At 69.2% G+C, this 22,308-nt stretch carries 22 protein-coding genes; 13 read left to right on the forward strand and 9 right to left on the reverse strand.

Annotated elements, in window-relative coordinates; all coding sequences use genetic code 11:
* Positions 1 to 14: 14 nt before the first annotated feature.
* The 4 genes from ACQCSZ_RS17750 to ACQCSZ_RS17765 all read left to right on the forward strand — a co-directional run bounded on the left by ACQCSZ_RS17750 (position 15) and on the right by ACQCSZ_RS17765 (position 4,477).
* Positions 15 to 932 (forward strand): dihydrodipicolinate synthase family protein, encoded by a 918-nt coding sequence (locus tag ACQCSZ_RS17750; RefSeq protein WP_427005005.1) that lies wholly within the window; start codon positions 15 to 17, stop codon positions 930 to 932.
* Between the two features lie 538 nt (positions 933 to 1,470).
* A complete protein-coding gene (locus tag ACQCSZ_RS17755) occupies positions 1,471 to 2,409 on the forward strand; it encodes an ROK family protein (RefSeq protein WP_427005006.1) in 939 nt (312 codons plus the stop codon).
* A 72-nt stretch (positions 2,410 to 2,481) separates the two neighbouring features.
* Complete coding sequence (locus ACQCSZ_RS17760) at positions 2,482 to 3,168, forward strand: N-acetylmannosamine-6-phosphate 2-epimerase (RefSeq protein ID WP_427005007.1); 687 nt, start codon at positions 2,482 to 2,484, stop codon at positions 3,166 to 3,168.
* A gap of 49 nt (positions 3,169 to 3,217) precedes the next feature.
* Positions 3,218 to 4,477: an N-acetylglucosamine-6-phosphate deacetylase gene (locus ACQCSZ_RS17765; RefSeq protein WP_427005008.1), complete on the forward strand. Its 1,260-nt coding sequence runs from the start codon at positions 3,218 to 3,220 to the stop codon at positions 4,475 to 4,477.
* 1 nt (position 4,478) lies between these two features.
* On the opposite strand, the gene ACQCSZ_RS17770 is transcribed toward ACQCSZ_RS17765, so the two are convergent.
* Positions 4,479 to 5,255, reverse strand: coding sequence for a glucosamine-6-phosphate deaminase (locus ACQCSZ_RS17770; protein WP_427005009.1), 777 nt, complete (start codon positions 5,253 to 5,255; stop codon positions 4,479 to 4,481).
* Between the two features lie 68 nt (positions 5,256 to 5,323).
* Positions 5,324 to 6,055 carry a FadR/GntR family transcriptional regulator gene (locus ACQCSZ_RS17775; RefSeq protein ID WP_427005010.1) on the reverse strand — a complete coding sequence of 244 codons (732 nt, stop codon included), beginning with the start codon at positions 6,053 to 6,055 and terminating at the stop codon, positions 5,324 to 5,326.
* A 234-nt stretch (positions 6,056 to 6,289) separates the two neighbouring features.
* On the opposite strand from ACQCSZ_RS17775, the gene ACQCSZ_RS17780 reads away from it, so the two are divergent.
* Positions 6,290 to 7,312, forward strand: a complete 1,023-nt coding sequence (locus ACQCSZ_RS17780; protein ID WP_427008375.1) for an acetylxylan esterase — start codon at positions 6,290 to 6,292, stop codon at positions 7,310 to 7,312.
* A gap of 206 nt (positions 7,313 to 7,518) precedes the next feature.
* Here ACQCSZ_RS17780 and ACQCSZ_RS17785 read toward each other — a convergent pair whose 3' ends face one another.
* Positions 7,519 to 8,154, reverse strand: coding sequence for a YczE/YyaS/YitT family protein (locus ACQCSZ_RS17785; protein ID WP_427005011.1), 636 nt, complete (start codon positions 8,152 to 8,154; stop codon positions 7,519 to 7,521).
* A gap of 61 nt (positions 8,155 to 8,215) precedes the next feature.
* On the opposite strand from ACQCSZ_RS17785, the gene ACQCSZ_RS17790 reads away from it, so the two are divergent.
* A complete protein-coding gene (locus tag ACQCSZ_RS17790; RefSeq protein ID WP_427005012.1) occupies positions 8,216 to 9,679 on the forward strand; it encodes a PLP-dependent aminotransferase family protein in 1,464 nt (487 codons plus the stop codon).
* 78 nt (positions 9,680 to 9,757) lie between these two features.
* On the opposite strand, the gene ACQCSZ_RS17795 is transcribed toward ACQCSZ_RS17790, so the two are convergent.
* Complete coding sequence (locus ACQCSZ_RS17795; protein WP_427005013.1) at positions 9,758 to 10,225, reverse strand: DUF4188 domain-containing protein; 468 nt, start codon at positions 10,223 to 10,225, stop codon at positions 9,758 to 9,760.
* A gap of 63 nt (positions 10,226 to 10,288) precedes the next feature.
* Between ACQCSZ_RS17795 and ACQCSZ_RS17800 the strand changes: the two genes are divergently transcribed.
* From ACQCSZ_RS17800 to ACQCSZ_RS17820, 5 genes are all read left to right on the forward strand, one after another.
* Positions 10,289 to 10,864: a TetR/AcrR family transcriptional regulator gene (locus tag ACQCSZ_RS17800; RefSeq protein ID WP_427005014.1), complete on the forward strand. Its 576-nt coding sequence runs from the start codon at positions 10,289 to 10,291 to the stop codon at positions 10,862 to 10,864.
* Positions 10,865 to 10,996: 132 nt separating this feature from the next.
* Positions 10,997 to 11,419: a hypothetical protein gene (locus ACQCSZ_RS17805; protein ID WP_427005015.1), complete on the forward strand. Its 423-nt coding sequence runs from the start codon at positions 10,997 to 10,999 to the stop codon at positions 11,417 to 11,419.
* A gap of 2 nt (positions 11,420 to 11,421) precedes the next feature.
* Entirely contained in the window at positions 11,422 to 12,384 is a 963-nt protein-coding gene (locus tag ACQCSZ_RS17810) for an IS3 family transposase (protein WP_427005016.1), read from the forward strand.
* Between the two features lie 111 nt (positions 12,385 to 12,495).
* Entirely contained in the window at positions 12,496 to 13,455 is a 960-nt protein-coding gene (locus ACQCSZ_RS17815; protein WP_427008376.1) for an RluA family pseudouridine synthase, read from the forward strand.
* 55 nt (positions 13,456 to 13,510) lie between these two features.
* Positions 13,511 to 14,158 (forward strand): DedA family protein, encoded by a 648-nt coding sequence (locus ACQCSZ_RS17820; RefSeq protein ID WP_427005017.1) that lies wholly within the window; start codon positions 13,511 to 13,513, stop codon positions 14,156 to 14,158.
* Position 14,159: 1 nt separating this feature from the next.
* On the opposite strand, the gene ACQCSZ_RS17825 is transcribed toward ACQCSZ_RS17820, so the two are convergent.
* The 3 genes from ACQCSZ_RS17825 to ACQCSZ_RS17835 all read right to left on the reverse strand — a co-directional run bounded on the left by ACQCSZ_RS17825 (position 14,160) and on the right by ACQCSZ_RS17835 (position 18,141).
* Complete coding sequence (locus ACQCSZ_RS17825; RefSeq protein ID WP_427005018.1) at positions 14,160 to 14,465, reverse strand: hypothetical protein; 306 nt, start codon at positions 14,463 to 14,465, stop codon at positions 14,160 to 14,162.
* 35 nt (positions 14,466 to 14,500) lie between these two features.
* On the reverse strand, positions 14,501 to 17,314 hold the full coding sequence (gene ppc, locus ACQCSZ_RS17830; protein WP_427005019.1) for a phosphoenolpyruvate carboxylase: 2,814 nt from the start codon (positions 17,312 to 17,314) through the stop codon (positions 14,501 to 14,503).
* A 161-nt stretch (positions 17,315 to 17,475) separates the two neighbouring features.
* The gene (locus tag ACQCSZ_RS17835; protein ID WP_427005020.1) at positions 17,476 to 18,141 is read right to left on the reverse strand and encodes an NADPH-dependent F420 reductase; all 666 of its coding nucleotides are present in this window, start codon (positions 18,139 to 18,141) and stop codon (positions 17,476 to 17,478) included.
* A 209-nt stretch (positions 18,142 to 18,350) separates the two neighbouring features.
* Between ACQCSZ_RS17835 and ACQCSZ_RS17840 the strand changes: the two genes are divergently transcribed.
* Both ACQCSZ_RS17840 and ACQCSZ_RS17845 read left to right on the forward strand, forming a co-directional pair.
* On the forward strand, positions 18,351 to 19,010 hold the full coding sequence (locus ACQCSZ_RS17840; protein ID WP_427005021.1) for a TetR/AcrR family transcriptional regulator: 660 nt from the start codon (positions 18,351 to 18,353) through the stop codon (positions 19,008 to 19,010).
* Positions 19,011 to 19,086: 76 nt separating this feature from the next.
* The gene (locus tag ACQCSZ_RS17845) at positions 19,087 to 19,926 is read left to right on the forward strand and encodes a DUF1684 domain-containing protein (protein WP_427005022.1); all 840 of its coding nucleotides are present in this window, start codon (positions 19,087 to 19,089) and stop codon (positions 19,924 to 19,926) included.
* Between the two features lie 175 nt (positions 19,927 to 20,101).
* On the opposite strand, the gene ACQCSZ_RS17850 is transcribed toward ACQCSZ_RS17845, so the two are convergent.
* Together ACQCSZ_RS17850 and ACQCSZ_RS17855 are read right to left on the reverse strand one after the other, a co-directional pair.
* Positions 20,102 to 21,295 (reverse strand): acyl-CoA dehydrogenase family protein, encoded by a 1,194-nt coding sequence (locus ACQCSZ_RS17850; RefSeq protein WP_427005023.1) that lies wholly within the window; start codon positions 21,293 to 21,295, stop codon positions 20,102 to 20,104.
* 35 nt (positions 21,296 to 21,330) lie between these two features.
* Complete coding sequence (locus tag ACQCSZ_RS17855) at positions 21,331 to 22,200, reverse strand: SDR family NAD(P)-dependent oxidoreductase (RefSeq protein ID WP_427005024.1); 870 nt, start codon at positions 22,198 to 22,200, stop codon at positions 21,331 to 21,333.
* Between the last annotated feature and the right edge of the window lie 108 nt (positions 22,201 to 22,308).

The following is a 22,308-nucleotide window of genomic DNA, read 5'->3' on the forward strand; positions in this document are numbered from 1 at the left end:
CATTGGAGTTTCCTGTGTCCACCCGATTCCAGGGCGTCATCCCGCCCCTCGTCACGCCCCGCCACGCGGACGGCAGCATCGACACCGATTCGCTGAAGAACCTCACCCGGCACCTGCTCGACGGCGGCGTGTCCGGGCTCTTCGTCCTCGGCTCCTCCGCGGAGGTCCCCTACCTGACGAACGCCGAGCGCGGGCTCGTCGTCAGCACCATCGCCGAAGCGAACGCACGGGCCGTGCCGCTGATCGTCGGCGCCAACGAACAAACCACGAACCGCGTGATCGAAGAGGCCAAGAAGGTCATCGACCTCGGCGCCGACGCCATCGTCGTCACGTCCATGTACTACGCGATCGGCAACGCGGAGGAAACGGAAACCCACTTCCGCGCCATCCACGACGCCGTGGGCACACCGATCTTCGCCTACGACGTCCCCGTCCGCACCCACTTCAAGCTGCCCACCGAGCTGCTGGTCCGGCTCGGCCGGGAAGGCGTGATCGCCGGCGTCAAGGACTCCTCGGGCGACGACGTGGCCTTCCGCCAGCTGCTGCTGGCTGCGCGGGACATCCCGGACTTCGACATCTTCACCGGCCACGAGGTCGTCGTCGACGGCGCCCTCCTCGGCGGGGCCCAGGGCGTCGTCCCGGGCCTGGGCAACGTGGACCCGCGCGGCTACCGCAACATCGTCGACGCCGCGGTGGCCGGCGACTGGGCCAAGGCCGCCGCCGAACAGGACCGCCTGGCGGACCTCTTCGAGATCGTCTACACCCCCAACGGCCGCGTCTCCGGCGGAGCCGCCGGCCTCGGCGCGTTCAAGACCGCCCTGCAGGTCATGGGCATCATCGAATCCAACACCATGAGCACGCCCATGCTGTCCCTGAACGAAGACGAGACCACCGCGATCAAAGTCATCCTGGAACGCAACGGCCTGGTCTAAGCCCACCAACGACGCCGGCCCGGCCACCAAATCACCTAGGTTCCGGTGCGCTGTGGTCGGGTCGCGTCACTTTGTGGTCGGGTCGGCGCGGATCCGGCGTTTCGCCGGCGCTTAGACACCTCCCGACGCGCCGTTCGGTCGCTGAGCGACCTTGCGACGCTCTGGTCGGCGATGCGCGCCTACACGAAACACCGGTCCCGCGCCTCGGGCGACTGACTCACCAAAGCGGAGCGTGAGCAAGAGTCCGGCGTCAATCGCTGTGGTGACCATGTCGCCTCAGCGTCTTTCGGCAGCCGCCTCGGCGAGAAAGTCGCCGTCGTCTGAATCCAGAACCGGAACGTAAGCTGACGGCGAATGCGGCGGATCGTGGTCTTGTGTAGGCGCGCATCGCCGACCAGAGTGATGCGAAGGTCGCCCAGCGACCGGAGCGTCGCGGCGGGAGGTGTCCAAGCGCCGGCAAGACTGCGATCCGTCGCAGCCCCAACCTCAACTAACCGGACCACAGCAGAACCGCAGCAGACAGACCAGAAGGACGAACATGGCGCACGTTATCGGGGTTGATCTTGGCGGGACCAAGACGGCGGCCGGGGTGGTCTCCGATGCCGGCGAGCTGGAGTTCTCGGAGACCGTTCCGACTCTCAACCGGGCCGGCGGCGAAGCGATCCTGGACGCTACCGCGGCCCTGGTTTCGGGGCTCCGGGAGCGGGCCGCCGCGGAGGGCATGCCCATCAGCGGGGTGGGCATCGGATCCGCCGGGGTGATCGATGCCGGGCGCGGGGTTGTGGTCTCGGCTACCGATGCCATCCGTGGCTGGGCGGGCACGGCGCTGACCGCGGGGCTGGCCCGGCGGCTGGGGCTTGCCCCGGAGGCTGTCCGGGCCGTCAACGATGTCCATGCCCATGCCCTGGGCGAGGCCTGGCGCGGTGCAGCGGCCGGCACCGCAAGCTCGCTCCTGGTGGCGTTCGGCACGGGCGTTGGCGGAAGCCTGGTGCTGGACGGCAGGCCGGTGCTCGGGCACCGCTACGTCGGCGGCCATGTGGGGCACTTCGCCTCGCCGTATGCCTATCACGACGGGACGCCGCTGCCCTGCGTGTGCGGTGGTGCCGGCCATGTGGAGGCAGTCGCTTCAGGTCCGGCCATTCACGCGGCATACCGCCGTCTGGGCGGTTCGCCCGAGGCCGCCGACACGCGCGCGGTCTTCGCCCTCGCGAAGGAGGGCAACGCCGACGCACGCCTGGCGATCAACGCCGGCGCCCAGGCAGCGGGCCAGGCACTCGCTGGCCTGATCAACATCCTGGACCCCGCCGTCGTCGTCCTTTCCGGTGGGCTCGCCGACGCCGGGGATCCCTGGTGGAGGCCCCTGAGAGCCGCGCTCCGCAAGGAATTGCTGGACCCGCTGGTCGGGGTGCCGGTGCTCCGCGCCGGGCTCGGCAACTCCGCGGCCATCGTCGGCGCCGCCAAACTCGTGCTGGAATGACTACCTGCCGACGACTCGCGTCCACGCGTCAGCACTGCCACTGCCACTGCCCTACAACTACCTAGGAACCCCATGATCCTGACACCCGCGGGCCTCGAGTCCCTCCGCTCCCAACTGATCGTTTCGTGCCAGGCGTATCCCGGCGAACCGATGCGGGATCCGCGCACCACGGCGCAGGTGGCGGCGTCGGCGGTCATCGGCGGAGCCGCCGCGATCCGCGTCCAGGGCCTGGCGGACGTGCAGCACACCCGCGCCGCCGTCGAAGTTCCCGTGATCGGTCTTTGGAAGGACGGGCACGACGGCGTCTTCATCACCCCCACGCTCCGCCATGCCCTGGCGGTGGCCAACGCCGGCGCGCATGTGGTGGCGCTCGACGGCACCCGCCGGCGGCGGCCGGACGGGCTGAGCCTGGCCCAGACGGTGGCCGGCATCCATGCGGAGTCCCACGCCCTGGTCATGGCCGACTGCGGATCCTACGACGACGCAGCCGCCGCGGTGGAGGCCGGCGCTGACCTGATCGGCACCACCCTGGCCGGCTACACCGGGGAACGCGTCAAGACCGACGGCCCCGACCTTGAACTTCTCGGCCAGATCGCCTCCGCCGGCCTGGGGAAACCGCTGATCGCCGAAGGCCGCATCCACACGCCGGGGCAGGCGCAGGCGGCGCTCGACGCCGGCGCGTTCGCCGTCGTCGTCGGCACCGCCATCACGCACCCGGCCACCATCACCGGCTGGTTCGCGGCGGCGCTGCGCTCCTGAAACCTGCTTGACGCCACCCGGTAAGCCGCCACCCGCAAAGGAAAAAACCATGCACAGCCCGGACCCCCGCGAAGCCGCCACCCCTGCGGCGTACTTCCTGTCCGGGACGCTGATCTCGGACGGTCACGCACAGCCAGACTCCGTGGTGGCCGTGGCGGACGGACGGATCGCCTACGCCGGGCCACGCACCGGTTTCAGGGCCGCGGACTTCCCCCACGCCGAGGAGATCGGCCTTCCGGCCGGGGGCTCGATCCTGCCCGGCCTGGTCGACCTGCACTGCCATGGCGCGGCCGGCGGGGACTTCCCCACCGGGGACAGCCAGGCCTGCCGGGCCGCCGTCGACTTCCTGCACCGCAGCGGCACCACCACGCTGCTGGCCAGCCTGGTGACCGCCTCGAGCCAGGACCTGCTGGACTCGCTGGCGGTATTGAAGCCCCTCGCGGACGAACGGCTGATCGCGGGCATCCACTCGGAGGGCCCCTTCCTGTCCCACGCGCGCTGCGGCGCGCAGAACCCCCGCTGGCTGCGGGACCCCGATCCCGAGCTGCTCCGGGAGCTGCTGCGGGCGGCCGGCGGAACGCTGAGGACGATGACGTACGCCCCGGAGCTTGCCCTGGCCAGCGAGATCGTTGCGATCCTCGCGGAGCACGGGGCCGTGCCGTCCCTGGGCCACACCGACGCCGGCGCCGCACTGACGGCCCGCTCCCTGACGGAAGCGGCCGGGCTCATGGCCGCCGCCTACCGGGCAGGGCAGGGATCCGGGCCCGGTCCCCGGCCGACGGTGACGCATCTGTTCAACGGGATGCCGCCGCTGCACCACCGGAGCCCCGGCCCCGTTGCGGCGTGCCTCCGGCTGGCCCGCGCCGGCACCGTGGCCGTGGAACTCATCGGCGACGGCGTCCATCTGGACCCCGAGACCGTGCGGATGGTGTTCGACCTCGTCGGGGCAGACAATGTCGTGCTGGTGACCGATTCCATGGCGGCAACCGGGCTGCCGGACGGCGACTACGAACTCGGCCCCTCCGCCGTCGTGGTGCGCGACGGCGTCGCCACCCTGCGAAGCAACGGCGCCCTCGCCGGCGGCACGGCCACCTTGCTGGAGGTGGTCCGCCGGACCGTCCAGGCGGGAGTGAGCCCCGCCGACGCGGTGAAGGCTGCGACGGCGGTTCCGGCGCAGCTGCTCGGCCTGGCGGCCGAGCTCGGGAGCCTGCGGGTGGGGATGCGCGCCGACGTCGTTGCCGTGGACCGCGGCTTCGGCCTGGTCACCGTGCTGCGGGCCGGCCGGATGCTCGGCCGGCCCGCGGCCTGACTCAGGCGCCGACGGCTCCCGTGCGCACCGTGGCGGGGGCGGTTCCGGCGGCGATCAGGGCGGACCCGAGCCGTGCCGCCGCCGCCTCATCGGCGACGACGGTCACGTGGGGGTGCAGCTGCAGAACGGAGGCCGGGCAGTCCGTCGTGACCGGCCCGCTGAGCGCCGCGTGGAGGATGTCGGCCTTGTCCGCCCCGCTCACCACCAGCAGCAGCTGGCGGGCTTCGAGGATGGTGCCCAGACCCTGGGTGATGCACCGGCCCGGCACGTCGTCCGGGGAGCTGAAGTAGCGGGCGTTGGCCTGGCGCGTGCGGTCCGTGAGGGCTTGGACCCGGGTGCGGGAGTCCAGGGCGGAGCCGGGTTCGTTGAACGCCACGTGCCCGTTGTGTCCGATCCCGAGGATCTGCACGTCGATCCCACCGGCCCGGGCGATCGCGGCATCGTAGTCCGCGGCCGCGCGCCCGGGATCGGCTGCGCCGCCGGCGGGCACGGAGACCTTCGCCGGGTCCAGGTGCAGGCGCTCGGTGACTTCCCGGCGGATCACTTCGTCATAGCTCTGCGGATGGCCTGCCGGCAGCCCCACGTACTCATCCAGCGCGAAGCCCCGGATACCGGACATGTCCAGCCGGTGGGCAGCCAAGGCGGCGTAGACAGGGAGCGGGGAACCACCGGTCGCCAGGCCGAGGACGGCCTCCGGCTTGCTGCGGATGACGGCGGCCAGGATGCCGGCAGTGATTGCGCCGGTAGTGGCGGCGTCGGGTACGACGAAGAATTCCATGGCAACAGGCACTTTCTGGGACGGGTTGGTTCCGCGTGGAGCCGGCGGCGGAGGGGGCAACGGGTGGCCTATCTGGCCGCGACGTCCTTGAGTCTTTGGCGGATGCCGTCGAAGTGCCGCTGAAGGCGCTCCGCGGCCAGGGTCTTGTCCTTGTCCGCGACTGCCTCGTAGATCTCCCAGTGGTCCCGGACCTGCTGGCCGAGGTTTACGGGACCCGCGCCGAGGGCCTGGTGGATCTGCCGGTACACCTTCCAGAAGACATCCATGAGGTTCATCAGCAGCTCGTTGTTCAGGGGCGCATAGAGCCTGCGGTGGAATTCGGCGTCGAGCTCGGCCAGCGGCCCGCCCGCCGCGGCGGCTTCCTGCATCGCTTCCATGATGAGGCGGAGGTCGCCGAGCTGCTCAGCCGTCACGAGATCGATGGCGGAACCGATGAGACCCGATTCCAGGGCCTGCCGCACGTCGATGAGCTCCATGGCTTCCTCGCCCTGGTGCCGCAGCGAAAGCCGCCCGCGGAAGGCCAGCCCATCGGTCAGGGCGCTGAAGTTGTTGGGGGCCACGAAGGTTCCGAAGCCATGCCGGATTTCGATCACGCCCAGCGCCTGCAGTACTTTCAGGGATTCACGGACGGTATTCCGGCCCACTCCCAGGACGGCGGAGAGCTCACTTTCGGTCGGGAGGGCGTCGCCGACGTCCAGCCCCTGCTCGAGAATCAGGTCCATGATTCTGGTCTGGAGGGCATGGGACCTGATTTGCGCGCTGTACCGGGCCGACGACACCGCCTGCGGTGCTACTGTCACGTCATTCTCCTTCGGCCGCGCTTCTGGACGCGGCTACTTGTCCCCTACATCCTAGCGGAGATGGGACGTCCTTTGTCCTTTTTCGCATTTGTTGACAATAAGCTGCTCCCGGCAGAAACCACCGCCCAGAGGTGGCATGAAGCGCAGGGGTCCCGCAAGGGAACGGGTGTCGGAATCGTGAGATGGGACGTAGGATCACGTGTGGAACGTACGCCACCCATCCCGGAGACCTCCATGCCCCTCTTTGACATGCCCTTGGACCAGCTGCGCACATACACCTCGTCCGCTGTCGAGCCGGAAGACTTCGACGCGTTCTGGGACCAGACCACTGCCGATGCCCGGGAGTTCCCGCTCGACGCCGTCTATGCGCCGGTCGAGAACCACCTGAGTGTCATTGAAAGTTTTGACGTTTCCTTCGCGGGCTTTGGCGGGGCCCGGATCAAGGGCTGGTTGCATCTGCCGGCGAACCGGGACACCGGCCGCGCATTGCCCGTTGTCGTGCAGTACATCGGCTATTCGGGTGGTCGCGGACTGGTCCAGCAGGACACCAAATGGGCGCAGGCAGGGTATGCGCACTTCATTATGGACACCCGGGGCCAGGGATACGGCGGCATTCTGGGCCAGACCGCGGATCCGCATCCGTCGGCCGGAGAGGTCTCCTACGCCGGGCTGACGACGCGCGGCATTTCCTCCAGGGAGGACTACTACTACCGCCGCGTCTACGTCGACGCCTTCCGGGCCATCGAGGCTGCGCAGGGTCATTCCGAGGTGGATGCCGCGAAGGTGCTGCTGGTCGGCCTGAGCCAGGGGGGCGGTTTGGCCATCGCGGCCGCCGGGTTGGCGGCGGGACGCCTGGACGGCATTCTCGCCACCATGGCGGACGTGCCGTTCCTGCAGGACTTTCCTCGCGCCATCGACATCGCCCCGCGCGGCCCGTACACGGAAATTGCGGGCTTCCTCGCCCGCCACCGGGACCGCTACGAGCCCATGCTGGCTGTCCTGAACTATTTTGATGGCGTCCACCTGGGCCGGCGTGCCACGGCGCCCGCACTGTTCTCGGTGGCGCAAATGGACGATGTCTGCCCGCCTTCAACGGTCTTTGCCGCATACAACGCCTATGGGGCGGGCGCAGCAGCCACCCCAGGGGCTGTCCCTGCCAAGGCGATGGAGGTCTACCGGTTCAACAACCACGAGGGCGGGCAGGAACACCACTGGGTCAGCCAGCTTCGATACGTGGCTGATCTCCTGGCCTGTTAGGGGCGGATACCGGGTGCGGAGGACCCTCTTGTTGGCAACGCCGTCGCTTTCGCCGCCGGGCAGTTCGGAGTGATCCGGCACTCGGCGCGGTCGGCGACGCGGGATCATTCCTGCGCCACGCAAAATGCCTGGCGCTACCCGAATCGGGGCTGCGCCAGGTATTCTGCGCATCGCTGGGACCGATCAGCGTCATCGCTGGGCATTCTTCACGGTGACACGGCCGCCGTCCCGGCCGCGTCCGGAGTCACGGGCTGGGGCGCGGTCTCCTCCGGCACCATGAACCGCGGCAGCAGGAGCTGCACCAGCGGCCCGATGGCAACGGCGTAGACCACCGTGCCCACGCCGATGGAACCGCCCAGCAGCCAGCCTGCCCCGAGCACCGCCACCTCGATGCCGGTCCGGGATGTCCGGACGGACCAGCCCGTGCGCCGGGCGAGTCCGGTCATCAGGCCGTCGCGGGCGCCGGGCCCCAGGCGGGCGCCGATGTAGCAGGCCGAGGCGATCCCGTTCAGGACCACGGCCCCGGCGAGCATGCCGATCTGGCCGCCGAGGTGGGAGAACTCCGGGATCAGGGCCAGGCCGGCGTCCGCGAAGACCCCCACCAGCACGGCGTTGCAGAGCGTCCCGACGCCGGGCCACTGCCGGAGCGGGATCCAGAGCAGCAATACCAGGAAGCTGACGATCACCACCACGGTCCCGATGCTCAGGCCGGCCTTGCCCGCCACCCCCTGGTGGAAGACGTCCCAGGGATCCAGGCCCAGTCCGGCCCGGATGAACATCGCCAGGGAAACGCCGTACATGGCGAGGCCGACAAGGAGCTGGAGGAGTCTGCGGGTCATCATGGAGTCCATCCTCCCGGAGAACTGGCCTTGTAATCCATAGCCAGTTTGAGATACTGGCCTTATGTCCGGCTCACTGAACCCCAGTTCCCTTGCCCGCCTGCTGGGCGGGTGGAACCCCGGTGCCGCCCCCGCCTACCGCGAGCTTGCCGACGTCGTGCGCCTCCTGGTCCTGGACGGCCGCGTCCCGCTGGACACGGCGCTGCCGAGCGAACGGGCGCTGTCCGGAACCCTGGGGGTCAGCCGCACCACGGTCACCGCAGCCTACGCCAGCCTGCGGGAGCAGGGTTTCCTCAGCAGCGGCCAGGGCAGCCGCGGCCGCACCTGCCTGCCCGGGCATGTCTTCGGGAACAGCGCCATCGCGGCGGGCGCCCCCGGCCTCGCCGCCCCGGCCGGCGTCATCGACCTTGCCTACGCCTCGCTGCCGGCCAGCGGCGAAGTGGTGCACCGCGCGTTCGCCGCCGCCCTGACCGAACTCCCCGCGCTGCTGCCCGGTTTTGGCTACGATTCCCTCGGCGTCCCGGCCCTCCGCGAGGCGATTGCCGCACGGTACACATCGGCCGGCGTGCCCACCACGGCGGCGCAGATCCTGGTGACGTCCGGAGCCCAGCATGCGCTGAATATCGTCCTGCGCACACTCGCCGGTCGCCAGGACAAGGTGCTCGTGGACCACCCCACCTACCCGAACGCGCTCGACGCCATCCGGTCCGCGGGCTGCCGGCCGGTCCCCGTGGCACTGCCGCCGGCACCCGCCACGGGATGGGACCTGGACGCCGTCGAGGCCGCCCTGATGCAGCACCGCCCCAGGATGGCCTACGTGGTGCCGGACTTCCACAACCCCACCGGCCGGCTGATGCCCGACGCCCAGCGCCGCCGGCTGGTCCGCGCCGCGGCATCCTCGGGAACTGTTCTCGTAGCGGATGAGACGCTGCGGGAGCTGAACCTCGACGGCGGGACGGCGGCACCGCTGGCATCGTTCAGTTCCGCGGTGGTCTCCATCGGGTCACTGAGCAAGTCCCACTGGGCCGGTCTGCGGACGGGCTGGATCCGTGCGGGGGAAGGACTGATCAGGCGTTTCGCGGCCGCCCGCACCACCATGGATCTGGGCGGACCCGTCGTCGAGCAGCTGGCCGCGGCCCATCTCGTCGGTGCCCTGGCGGAGCCGCTCCCGGCGAGGCTCGCCATGCTCCGGGAGAACCGCTCTGCACTGCTGGGCCTGCTGGGCCGACATCTTCCGCAGTGGCAGACGGAACATCCCGGCGGCGGGCTGACGGTGTGGTGCCGGCTGCCGGCTCCGGTGAGCACGGCCCTGACGGTGATCGCCCCGGACTTCGGTGTACGGCTCGCGGCCGGACCACGCTTCGGAGTGGGCGGAGCGTTCGAACACTACCTGCGCGTGCCCTACACGCTGCCTCCGGACCGGCTGGAAACTGCCGTGCTGGCCCTGCGCGCAGCCCAGGACAAGCTGGATGCGGCCCCGCAGCTGCGCCGGACACTGAAGGAATCACCAACCGCCGCGATCGCCTGATGCCCGGGTTCAATTGCGGGGCCCAAGTAGCTCGCAGTTGTTGTCGTTTTGAGCGCCCAAAACGACAACAACTGCGAGCTACTTGGGTTTCGCCGTGTTGCTCCCGGGACCGATGGGGACGTGCGTCGTGGCCCTGGCCAGGCCAAAGAGCGGCATGCCGTTGTACACGGCCTGAATCCCGCTGGCCGGCACCTGGTACGTCTCATGCCAGACGCCCACGTCCCCGCGTCCTGACAGCTCCTTCATGAAACGCCGCCAGGGCTCCAGGTGGGGAGAGTCCCTGTCGGCAGCGAATTTTCGGAGACGCTCAGGGCTCTCCCAATAGCTGAGCAGGACCGTGGTGCGCCCGAACCACTGCTCGAAACCCAGCATCCCCGACGTCGGGGTGCTGGCAAGGTGCCGGAGCATCCTGGGCATCGCCGCGGCCACGCCGGCGACGGCCCCTACCTTCCACCACCGGTTGGCACGCATGCCGATGAGGAATACTGTCACCGATTCCCGCTCCGGATCGGCGGTAAAGCGTCCCGGGAAGATCTCCTGCGCCATGACGGCTCCTTGGCTGGATTTCGTAACAATGTTATGAAACAAGGTTATGAAACAATGGACCACATGGCAAGACCTATCGTGCATAACGAGTCACTGAGGCAGGAACTACTGGCCGTCACCGCCGAGCTCGTCGACCGTGAAGGCCCGGCGCGGGTCACCATGAGGGATGTCGCAGCCGCTGCGCAGACTTCGACCACGGCCGTCTACTCGCTCTTCGGGGGAAAGTCGCAGCTGCTTACCGCCGTGGTAGATGACGGGTTTCGCTCGTTCCACGAATCCCAACTGGCCGCGGCGGCCGGCGGGCTGCACGCACTGGGCGTGGCCTACAGAGCCTGGGCACTGGAGCACCAGGCCCTGTATCGGCTGATGTTCGGTGGTGCCCTGGCCGCGTATGTGGACTGCGGTCCCAGCCCCGACACGGCAGCAGCAGCCATGACCCCCTTGATCGAGGCCGTGGCTTCCGCCCAGACCGCCGGCACCATGCGGCAGGCCAGCGTGGACATCGTGGCCACGGCCATCTGGGGTCAGGTCCACGGGCTCGTGAGCCTGGAACTGGCGCAGCTTGGCTCACCCGAAACCGACTGGGAGTCCGTCTACTCCTCGGCCCTGGACGCTTTGGCCCGCGGCTGGGCCGCCTGACACGCCCGCTGCCGCCATCGCCTGACGCGCAGAATTCCCTGTGACGCGCAAAATACCTGACGCGCACCGAATCCCCTCTCTGTCAGCCTGTTGTGAGACAAATTGTCTTGGCGATAGATAGATAGGTTGGATATGACGAAATCGACTGGGAAAGTTCCGTTCCGGACCCTGGAGGAGAAGCTTTCGATCCTTGAGAAGTACGAGGCTGCCCCGCATGGTCAAAAGGGTGCGGTGTTGCGTGAGTATCGGGTTTCGGCGCATGCAGTCGGGACCTGGGCTTACGCCCGGGATCATGATGGGTTTGCTGCGACTCCGACGGGTAAGCGGTCTTCGCGTGATGGCGGGATGACACCGAAGCGGCAGAGCGCCGAGATCGTGCGGTTGCGCCGGGAACTGGCGAAGGCGCAGGCGGATCAGGAGATCCTGAAGGCGGCGTTGGAGTCCGCGGGAAAAGCGCACGCGCTCTTGGAGAAACTTGCCGAGAGCGCGGAGCCGGCCCCGCTGCAGACGCTATCCGGGAAGAAGCAGTCGCAGGCCTCGTCGCCGACGGATTGACCGTGTCGGCCGCGTGCCGGCTGATGGGTGTTTCCCGGCCTACCTGGTACCGTCGCCGCACCCCGCCGGCGGGCAAGGCGGCGCCGGTCCCGCAGAAAGAACGCGCGCAGCCGGCGACTCTCACCGGTCAGGAACGTGCCCGTATCGAGGCGTTCCTGACCGATGAGCAATACGCGGATCTGAGCGTTTCCCAGGTGTTCTACCGGGCCTTGGACCAGGGCGTCTATATTGCCTCCGAATCGTCCTGGCACCGGGTGGCGAGGGCGAGGAAACTCAATGGCGACCGCCGGGTCATGGCCACCCACAAACCAGCGGTGATCCCGGAGCTGTGCGCGTCCCGCCCGAACCAGGTGTGGTCCTGGGACATCACCGTCCTGCGGTCCGTGGACCGCGGCCGCAACTTCCGCCTGTACGTCATCCTGGACGTCTTCAGCCGCTACGTCGTGGGATGGCGGCTGGAGCCCGGCGAGGGGACGCTGGAAGCCATCGACATGATCACCGGTGCCCTGGCCCGGGAGCAGGCGAAACCGGAGGTCCTGCACGCGGACCGGGGCTCGGTCATGACCAGCACCGGCATGAGTGAGTACCTGGCCGGACTCGGGATCATCCAATCCCATTCCAGGCCCCGGGTCTCCAACGACAACCCGTTCTCGGAAGCGCAATTCAAGACCATGAAGTACGACCTTGACTACCCGCGGCAGTTCACCGACATAGAGCACGCCCGGGAGTGGACCACCGGCTTCATCAACGCCTACAACACCGAGCACCGCCATTCCGGGATCGGCTACTACACCCCGGAATCCGTCCACGACGGCACCTGGCCCGTGTTCCAAAAACGCCGCCAGGCAGCCCTGGACGCCGCCTGGGCAGCCCACCCGCACCGGCACCACCAACGCCCCCGGGCACACACGGTCCACACCGAAAGCTGGATCAACAACCCCCAAAAACGACAAGCAGCCAACTAACGAACTGTCTCAACCAGGTTGACAAATTCCGAATCCCCTCCTCGCCAGGTATTTTGAGCGTCGTCAGCCAGAAACCGTGTCGGCAGAGGCGCAAAGTAGAATGGACCGGTGATGCAATCCCCCCTCCCCGTGCGCGACGGCGTGAACGCGACCCGCCTGCGCCTGCCCGCGGAGGGTCCGTGGGGGACCGCCCTGGACTACATGATGCACCGCTGGGGCCACATCGACCCCCAGGGCATCGAGGACCGGTTCGACGCCGGGGAGATCGTCGGCGAGGCCGGCATCCCGCTGGACCGCGGCACCCCGCTGCAGCACCACACCTTCATCTGGTACTACCGCACCCTGCCGCCGGAGACCCGGATCCCGGTGGAACTGAACATCCTGCACCAGGATGAGCACCTCCTCGTCGTCGACAAGCCGCACTTCCTGCCCACCACTCCAGGCGGCACCTACATCCAGGAGTCCGCCCTGGTCCGGCTCCGGAACCAGCTGGATCTGCCGGACCTGATCCCGATGCACCGGCTGGACCGCATGACCGCCGGAATCCTGCTGCTCTCCACCAATCCCGAGACCCGCGGCAGGTACCAGGTGCTCTTCGAGAAGCGCCAGGTCCGGAAGGAATACGAGTGCGTGGCCGCGGCCCGGCCCGCACCCGGCCATCCCGCCGTCGACTTTCCCGTGGTGGTGCGCAACCGCATGACCAAGTCCCGCAGCTACCTCCTCGCCGAGGTGATCGACGGCGAGCCCAACACGGAAACCCGCATCGAGCTGCTGGAAGAGCTCGACGGCGGCGCCGGTGCCGCTCCCGGCGCGGCTGCCGGCGGCGAAAACGCCCGCGCGCTGTACCGGCTGGAACCGCACTCGGGCAAGACCCACCAGCTCCGCGTGCACATGGCGTCGCTGGGTCTGGGGATCGTCAACGACGCGTTTTATCCCGAGCTGCTGGACAAGGCCCCGGACGACTACGCCAGGCCGCTGCAGCTGCTGGCCCGCGGGATCCGCTTCGTCGATCCCATCACCGGCAGCCCGGTGGAGTACCGCAGCCGGCTGGAGCTCAGCGAGGCACGCTAGCCCGTCACGGACCGCCGGCGGCCGGGAACAGCCCGAAGTGCGGTACCTTGTGCGCATGGACTTGGGCAACGCGGACAGCTGGGGCGAGGCGATCTACTTCTGGATCATGCCCGTAGTCCTCGGCGACGCCATTTTCCCGCCGGTCCCCTCCGAGATGCTGGTCATCACCGGCGGCGCGCTGTCCGCGGAGGGGCGTGCCAACGCTTTCCTGGTGGTGGTGCTCGCCGCGCTGGCGTCCTGGCTCGGCGATCTCCTGGTTTTCCAGCTCTTCAAGCGGCGCCTGAGCCATGTGCTCGATCGCTGGAAATGGGGCCGGGCGTTCCACGCCGCGGTCCACCGGGCCATCGGGCGGGCCGGCCGGTCCTCCACCTACGGGGCGATCATCGGGGTCCGCTTCATCCCCGGGGGACGGCTCGCGACCACGGCAGCGGCAGGCATCGCCAATGTCTCCACCCGCGGCTTCAGCCTCTGCGCCGCCCTCGGGGGGACGCTGTGGGCGGTCTGGTCCGTGGCCCTGGGCTATTTCACCGGCTCCGCCACGGGGCTGCCGTTCTGGGCGAGCTCGCTGATCGGCGTCGCCGCAGGGCTGGTGATCGGCGCCGTCGTGGGCGTGATCGTGACGCGCCGCCGGGGCGGCCGCTCCCCCGTCGTTGAACCCGCCGGTGATCTCGCCGGTGACCCGGACGAGGAACTGGACTTCTGAGTCAGACGGGCGCCCAGCGGCCGCGACTGCGGCGGAGGACAGTGAGGTTTCCGGTCACCGCAACGCGTTCGACGGCGTCGCGCACCATCGCTGCCGCTTCCCGCGCCTGGCTGTTCTCGCCGCCGTAGGAGGTGGGCTCGACCAGGAAGCGCAGGTTCAGCTGGGGAACCCCGCCGGCCAGCTCCAGCTGATTCGATTCAACGTGGTGGCGCGTCTGAAGCGCCTCCACGGCCGCGGCCATCACGGCCTCCGGAGGGTTGCCCGGCTTGAGCCCGGTGATTTTCAGTCTGGTCTGGAACGACGGCATGGATCAACCCTAGCCGCGCGGAGGCCGGCGGGACGTCAGCCCGTGTTGCGCAGGCCGGCGGCGACCCCGTTGACGGTGATGAGCATGGCGCGCTGGAGGCGTTCGTCGATCTCCGCGCCGGAGATGCCCGCGGCGGCTTCGGCCCGTATGCGGCGCAGCAGCTCCACCTGCAGGTAGCTGATCGGGTCCAGGTACTGGTCCCGGATCTCCAGCGAGCGCTTCAGGGTCGGCTGGGCATCGAGCAGCAGGTGCTCGCCGGTGAGGTTCTGGATCTCGGCGACGGTGAGCTCGTATTCGGCCCGGATGGTGCCGAACAGATGGTGCAGCTCCTCCGGGACCAGGGTGGAGACGTAGTAGCCGGCAACGTCCATGTCCGTCTTCGCCAGCGTCATCTCCACATTGGAGAGCACCGAGCGGAAGAAGTGCCAGCCGTCCATCATCTCCACCAGCTGGGCCGAGTGGCCGGCTTCGCGTGCGGCCTTGAGCCCGGAGCCGACGCCGAACCAGCCGGGGACGATCTGCCGTGACTGGGTCCAGCCGAACACCCACGGGATGGCACGCAGGCCGTCGAGCCCGGAGCCGGAATCCGGCCGCTTGGACGGCCGCGAACCGATGTTCAGCGAGCCGAGCTGCTCCACCGGGGTCGACGCCATGAAGTAGGCGGGCAGGTCCGGATGGTCGATCAGCGTCCGGTAGCGGGCGAACGCCGCGTCGGAGACGGTCTCCATGACGTCACCGTAACGCACCCGCTGGTCTTCGGAGGTACGCGGTGTGCGGTGCAGCGCGGAACCCTGCATGACCGCCGCGAGCGAGAGTTCCAGGTTCTCCCGGGCCAGTTCGGGCAGCGAATACTTGTCCGAGATGACCTCGCCCTGCTCCGTGAACTTGATTTCACCTTCCAGCACGCCGTTCGGCTGGGCCATGATCGCGTCGTAGGTCGGTCCGCCGCCACGGCCCACGGAGCCGCCGCGGCCGTGGAAAAGCCGCACCCGGACGCCGTGCTTCGCCGCCACATCCCGCAGCTTGCGCTGGGTTTTGTAGATTTCCCACTGGCTGGTCATCACCCCGGATTCCTTGTTGGAGTCCGAGTAGCCCAGCATGATTTCCTGCACGTCGCCGCGCAGCCGGACCAGCTCCCGGTAGGACGGGTCGGAGAGCAGCCGGTCCACGATTTCGGCCGAGGCGCGCAGCTCCTCCACCGTCTCCAGCAGCGGCGCGAAGCCGATCCTGGCGTAGGGCCCCTCGCCGAAGAGGTTCACCAGCCCGGCCTCGCGGGCCAGCACGGCAGCGGCCAGGACATCGTCCGCGCCGCGGGTCATGGACACGATATAGGTCTCGATCACGTCGGGGCCGTAGGTGCGCAGGGCGCGCCGGATCTCCCGGAAGACGTCGTACGTGCCGTCCGCGACGCCGTCGAGCTTGATCGGGTGGCCGGACAGCGGCCGGCGGGAGGCGAGCTCGGATCCGAGCACCTCGAGGCGCTCGGCCCGGCTCAGTTCCGCGTAGCGGACGCCGGGGCCGCCCAGGCGGTCCATCAGCTGGCCGACGGCGTCATGGTGGTGGTCCGCATGTTCGCGGATGTCCAAGGTGGCCAGGTGCAGCCCGAAGGAGGCGACGGCGCGGCGGACCCGGGCCAGGGCGCCGTCGGCCGCGAGCGCCGCATGGTGGTTCCGCAGGGACCGTTCCAGCAGGCCCAGCTCGGCCAGGAGCTCCGCGGTGGCGGCGTAGTCGCGGCCGGGCTCGTGCGGGGATCCGGCCCCCACGCGCCGTCTGGTGTTCAGCAGCTTGGCCTTGATGCAGGTGAGCTTGAGCCGGTACGGCTCCTGCGCGTTCAGTTCAAGGACCCTGGGGTCCAGACCCGGCAGGTTCGCCAGGTCGACGTCGATCGAGTCCAGCAGCTCCTGGTCCGCCGCGGCGAGCGCCGTCGAGTTGGACAGGATGGAGATGAGTCCGTCGATCAGGCCGATGCTGATCCGCACGGCGTGCTGGTTCTGGAGCTGCAGGACGTCGTGCGTGACGGCCGGGGTGACGTTCGGGTTGCCGTCCCGGTCGCCGCCGATCCAGGAGCCGAACCGGATCGGGGCCTTCCCGGCGGGGAGGGTGACTCCGTGCTCGGCGAGCAGCTCTGACAGGTCCGAGAGCATCTCCGGCATCGCGTCGGTGAGGATTCCGGTGAGGTAGTAGATGGCGTTCCGGGCCTCGTCCACCGGGGTGGGCCTGACCTGGCGGAGCTCGTCCGTCTGCCACATCTGGTCGATCACCTCGGCGAGCTGACGGTCCTGGCGACGGCGCCCCGAGGTGCCTTCCGCGGTGGATTCGGCCAGGATGTCGGAGAGCCGGCGGACCTTGTCCAGCACGGAGCGGCGCGAGGCCTCGGTGGGGTGCGCGGTGAAGATGGGCCGGACGTCCAGCTCGTTCACGACTTCCTGCAGCACGGACGTGCCGGCCTTCCCGGCGATGTCCGTGACCGCCCTGGCGAGCCAGCCGTCCTTTTCCGGGCGCGAGCGCAGCCCGCGGACCCGGTGGACCTGCTCGGCGGCGTTGGCCAGGTGGAAGTAGAACGCGAAGGCGCGGACCAGATCGGTGGCCTGCTCCAGCGGCAGGGAGCCGAGCAGTTCGCGGACCTGGGCGACGACGTCGTACGAGCTCCACGGACCGGTGGCGTCGGCGCCGCCCCGGGCCGCCTCCTTCGATTCCTTGGTCAGCAGGCGCACCTGCTCCACAAGGTCCAGGAGTTCCGGGCCGTGCTGGCGGACCAGGGATTCGCCGAGGAGGGTGGAGACCCGGCGGACGTCGGCGCGCAGTTCGGAGGCGAGATCAGTGCCGGGATTCATTGCAGTGGCAGCCATGGAAACCTGTCTTTCGAGGGTTCGACGTGGCTCGTACACTGCGCTGGATACTGTGAGCCCGGTTACGTGTTCCTATGGGATGTTACCCGGCTCGCGGGCAGGGCGGGAATCCGTCTCAAATAGTGTCCGGCCATTGGACCCGGCTCCCATGCCGCGGACGCCTACCGGACGATCTTGAAGTTGAAGTCCGCCGTCCCCAGTGCGGTCCAGAGCCGAAGCCAGACGGCCATCATCATTTCGGGGCCGCGGGCGGTGCTGATGTCGCCAAGGTCAATCACATCCTCATGGCCGAGGCTGTGGAGGAGGGACGTCACCTCCAGCTTGGCGCCGGCGTCGTCGCCCGAGACAAACACGGTGTGCTCTCCCCCGCCGGCCCGCCCGGGGTCAGCAATCAGGGTGGCCGGCATGTTGTTCAGCGTCTTGACCACCTTTGCCTCGGGAAAGGCCCGCTGGATCTGTTCGCCCAGGCTGTCCGTGTTGACCGGGTTCAGCGACGGGGGAAATCCGCGCGAGGGGTCGAGGGCGTTGGCGATGTCCACCAGGATCTTGCCGGCCAGGTTTTCGGCACCGGCCGCGGTGAGGGCTTCGATGGATCCCTGACCGTTGGTGAGGTTGACGATGATCCCGGCCGCCGCGGCGGCTTCGGCGTACGCGGCGAGGCCGATCCCGCCGTGTTCGGCATGCCAGCTTGCAAACGGCGGGAGACCCATGGCGTTCGGCTCCTGCCGCGCCAGTGTGGATCGCGGGTCCCGGGTCCCGATCACGACGTCGTGCCCCAGTTTCGCCAGGGCAACGGCGACCGTCCGGCCGGCAGGTCCGGTGCCCATCACAGCTATTTTCACGGCGTCCCCGCCTCGGCTTCAGGTCGATGCAATTCAGGGTCGATTCGATTCAGGGTCGATTCGATTCAGGGTCGATTCGATTCAGGGTCACTTCAAATCAGGGGTAGACAACTTCGTCTACTGATGAGCCCGACCGTATCAGGCACCCCTGTCGACGGCAAGCATAGACAGACTTGTCTGTGTACCATGGAGCCATGACGCCGCCAGCCGCCGCCGCACCGCAGGCTGTCCGCACCGCCGCGGGCCAGGCCAGGGCAAAGATCCTGTCCGCCGCCTTCCGGCTCTTCTACGCCCGGGGGCTCCGCGCGGCCGGCATCGACACGATCATCGCCGAATCCGGCGTCGCGAAGGCCACGTTCTACAAGTACTTTCCGGCCAAGGATGACCTGATCCTCGCCTATCTGGAGAAGGTCGACGGCGTCTGGGCCGGACAGCTCCATGCCGCCGCGGAAGCGGCCGGCACGGACCCCGCCGCCCAGCTGGTGGGCCTGTTCGACGCCCTGGAAACGGCCTGCCGGCGCGACGGCTACCGCGGCTGCGCCTTCATCAATGCCGCCGCCGAGTCCGCGTCCGGCACCCGCGTGCACGGGCGGACCGTGACCCACAAACAGCACATCCTAGCGTGGATCGGGGGCCTGGCGGCCCGGGCGGGCGCACCCGATCCGGACCGGCTGGCCCGCAGCCTGACCCTGCTGCTCGACGGCGGACTCGCCAGCGGCGTCCTCGACGCCGACCCGGCGGCGGCCGCCGTCGCACGCTCCACCGCGGCCCAGCTGGTGGCCGCCAGCCTCGGCCGCCCCGCCGAAACACCCGAAATCTGCCCCGACGCAGACGGGCGCCGCTCCCCCAAGTAACTCGCAGTTGTTGCCGTTTTGCGGCGCCAGAACGACAACAACTGCGAGTTACTTGGCCACCGCAAGGAAGGAACCCATGGACACCGTGAAAACCGCCGCCGACGCACAAATCGAGGCCCAGCAGGCCCGCTGGCAGCGCTTCCGCGACAGCCGCAACACCGCCCTGGCCGCGGAGCACGGCTGGCTGACCCTAACGTCGTTCCAGTGGCTGGAGGACCGGCCGGCCGCCGCAGAGCCCGCACCGGGGCTGTGGTCCACGGACGGCACGACGGCGTTCCTCACCGCCGCGGCGGTCGACGGGCTGACGCTGATGGAGACCGGTGAACCCGTCGACGGCACCATCAGTGCGGCGCTAGCGGATGAGGAATCGCTGATGTGGGTGCAGTACGGCGGCGGGGACGGCCGGCAGGTCGTCGTCGAGCTGGCCATGCGGGCCGACCGGTACGCCATCCGCACCCGGGACTCGCAGTCGCCCGTGCTCACCGGATTCGACGGCGTGCCCACCTTCGGCTTCCGGCCGGAGCTGGCGGTCGAGGCCAGGTTCGTGCCGTATCCGGAGCCGGTGGACGTCCCCATCGGCACCGCCAACCCGCTGGTGGACGGGATCCACCGCTCCGTCGGCGAGCTGGTATTCCGGCTGCCGGGCACGGAACACGAATTCCACCTCCATGCCGAAGCGGAGAGGCTCGGCGCCCTGACGGTGACGTTCCACGACGAGACCAACGGCGATTCAACCGACGAGTGGCGGAAGGTGTCCACGACCAGGCCACGCCCGGACAACACGGTGGTCCTGGACTTCAACCGGGCCATCAACTACCCCAGCGCCTTCACCCCCTACGGCACCTGCCCCATGCCGGTGAAGAACAACAGCCTGGACTACCGGATCGAGGCCGGCGAAAAGCGGCCCTTCCCCTGAGGCCTGCCCCGGCTGCGCCCGCCTGCCTGCCTGCCCGGAACGGAAGCCCGAACGGACATTTGAGGCCCACAATCCCGTGGATTCGGGGCGCCAAGTGTCCGTTCGGCCGGGGGGGTTCGGGCGGGGCGGGATGGGGGCGAGGGCGGCGATGGGGGCGGGGCGGGCCGCCCGCCGGCTACACGATCGCGGAGACCCCGGTGACCGCCCGGCCCACGATCAGCGTGTTGATCTCGTACGAGCCCTCGTAGGTGTAGATCGCCTCGGCGTCGGCGAAGATCTTGGCCATCCGGTAGTCGGTGACAATCCCGTTGCCGCCCAGCAGCGACCGGCCCATCGCCACGGTTTCCCGCATCCTGGCGCTGACATAGGACTTCGCAAGGGACACCTGCGCCATGTCCGCGGTGCCCCGCTCCTGCAGCTGCGCGATCCGGACCATCATCCCCATGCTCGCCACGGCGTTGCCGAGCATGGTCACGAGCTGCTGCTGGACCAGCTGGAACTTCGCCAGCGGCCGCCCGAACTGCCGGCGTTCGACGGCGTACTGCCGGGCGACGTCGAACGCGGCCAGCTGCTGGCCGACCCCCTGCCACGCGACCATGATCCGGGAGCCGCGCAGCAGCTCGTTGGTGTCCTCAAAGCTGTTGATCCCGGCTAAGCGGTCCGCCTCCGCCACCCGGACATCACGGAAGACGATGTCCGCGTTCTGCACCGTGCGCAGCGCGATCTTGTTCTCGATCCTGCTCCGGCCTACCCCGGGCAGGGTCGCGTCGACGATGAAGCCGCGGATGCCGCCGTCGTCCTCGTCCCGGGCCCAGACCAGCAGGTAGTCGCAGAACGTCCCGTTGCCGATCCAGCGCTTGGCGCCGTTGAGCACCCAGTGGTCCCCGCCGTCGGCCGCTCCCCCGGAGACCCGCCGGGCCCGGGTTTCCATGCCGCCGGCGACGTCGGAGCCGTGCTCCGGCTCGGTGAGCGCGAAGGCGCCGGTGGTCCGGAGGCTCGCGGCGTCCTCGAGCAGGCGCGCCTTCTGCTCCGCCGAGCCGAAACCGTGGAGCGACTCCACAAAAAGGCCGTGGTGGACCAGGAAGAACGTGGCCAGCGAGGTGTCCACGCGGGTCATTTCGGCGATGACGAGCCCGGCGAACAGGTCGGTGTAACCGCGCCGGGCCGGGGCGCTCAGCTCGAGCGCCGCCAGCTTGGGCAGGATGTGCGCCGGGAATTCGGCCTTGTTCCACCAGTCCCCGGCGTACGGGGCGACTTCGCGGGCCAGAAACCGGCGAAGATCCGCCAGCTTCTCCCGCTCCGCCGCGCCGAGCAGGGATTCGAAGTCGAAGAAGTCGGCCGCGGGCAGCCCCGCCACTGAAGCGGTCAAGGCCGTGGAAGCCGCCGGGGAGCCAGCCGGAACGGTCACTTCGGGCCCATCCGGATGGCGCCGTCGAGGCGGATGGTCTCGCCGTTGAGCATCGCGTTGTCGGCGATGTGCGCCGCGAGGTTCGCGTACTCTGCGGGGCGGCCGAGCCGGGACGGGTGCGGCACCTGGTGGCCGAGGGAGTCCTGCGCCTCCTGCGGCAGGCCGGCCATCATCGGGGTCTCGAAGATCCCCGGCGCGATGGTGACCACCCGGATCAACGAGCGCGCCAGTTCACGGGCGATCGGCAGCGTCATGGCGGCCACGGCGCCCTTGGAGGCGGCGTAGGCGGGCTGGCCGATCTGGCCGTCGAAGGCGGCGACGGAGGCGGTGTTGATGATGACGCCGCGCTCCGGACCGCCCAGCTCCGTCACGGCAGGCTCGGTGGCCGCCATGGCGGCGGCGGCCAGGCGGATCACGTTGAAGGTGCCCACGAGGTTGATCTGGATGACGCGGTTGAAGTTTTCCAGCGGCAGCACGCCGTCGCGGCCCAGCACCTTGCCGGGGGTGCCGATCCCGGCGCAGTTCACCACGATCCGCAGCGGGCCCAGGGCGACGGCGGCGTCGACGGCGGCCTGCACCTGCGCCTCGTCGGTGACGTCGGCCGGGACAAAGACTGCCCGCCGGCCTGTTTCCGCCGGGTTCCCGGCTTTCGCCGGTTTTCCGGCTTCCGGGGGGTTTCCCGCTTCCGGGGCGTCGATGCCCACCTTCCCCCGGGCATTCAGCCCGGCGGCGAACGCCTCCCCCGCCGAGCCCGGCAGGTCCAGCAGCACGACGGACGCGCCGGCGTCGAACAGCCGCCTCGCCGTTGCCGCCCCCAGCCCCGAGGCCCCGCCGGTAACCAGCGCAACAGTACCCTTGATGTCCATGCATCCTCCTTGATGTGGAACCGGAACCCTGCCGTGGAATGCCCGCCGTGAGACACGGCGGAAGGCCCCGGCGGCAGGGAACATAAGTTAGTGAATGTTAACTGAAAT

The organism is Pseudarthrobacter sp. H2, from assembly GCF_050157045.1.
GTDB lineage: Bacteria > Actinomycetota > Actinomycetes > Actinomycetales > Micrococcaceae > Arthrobacter.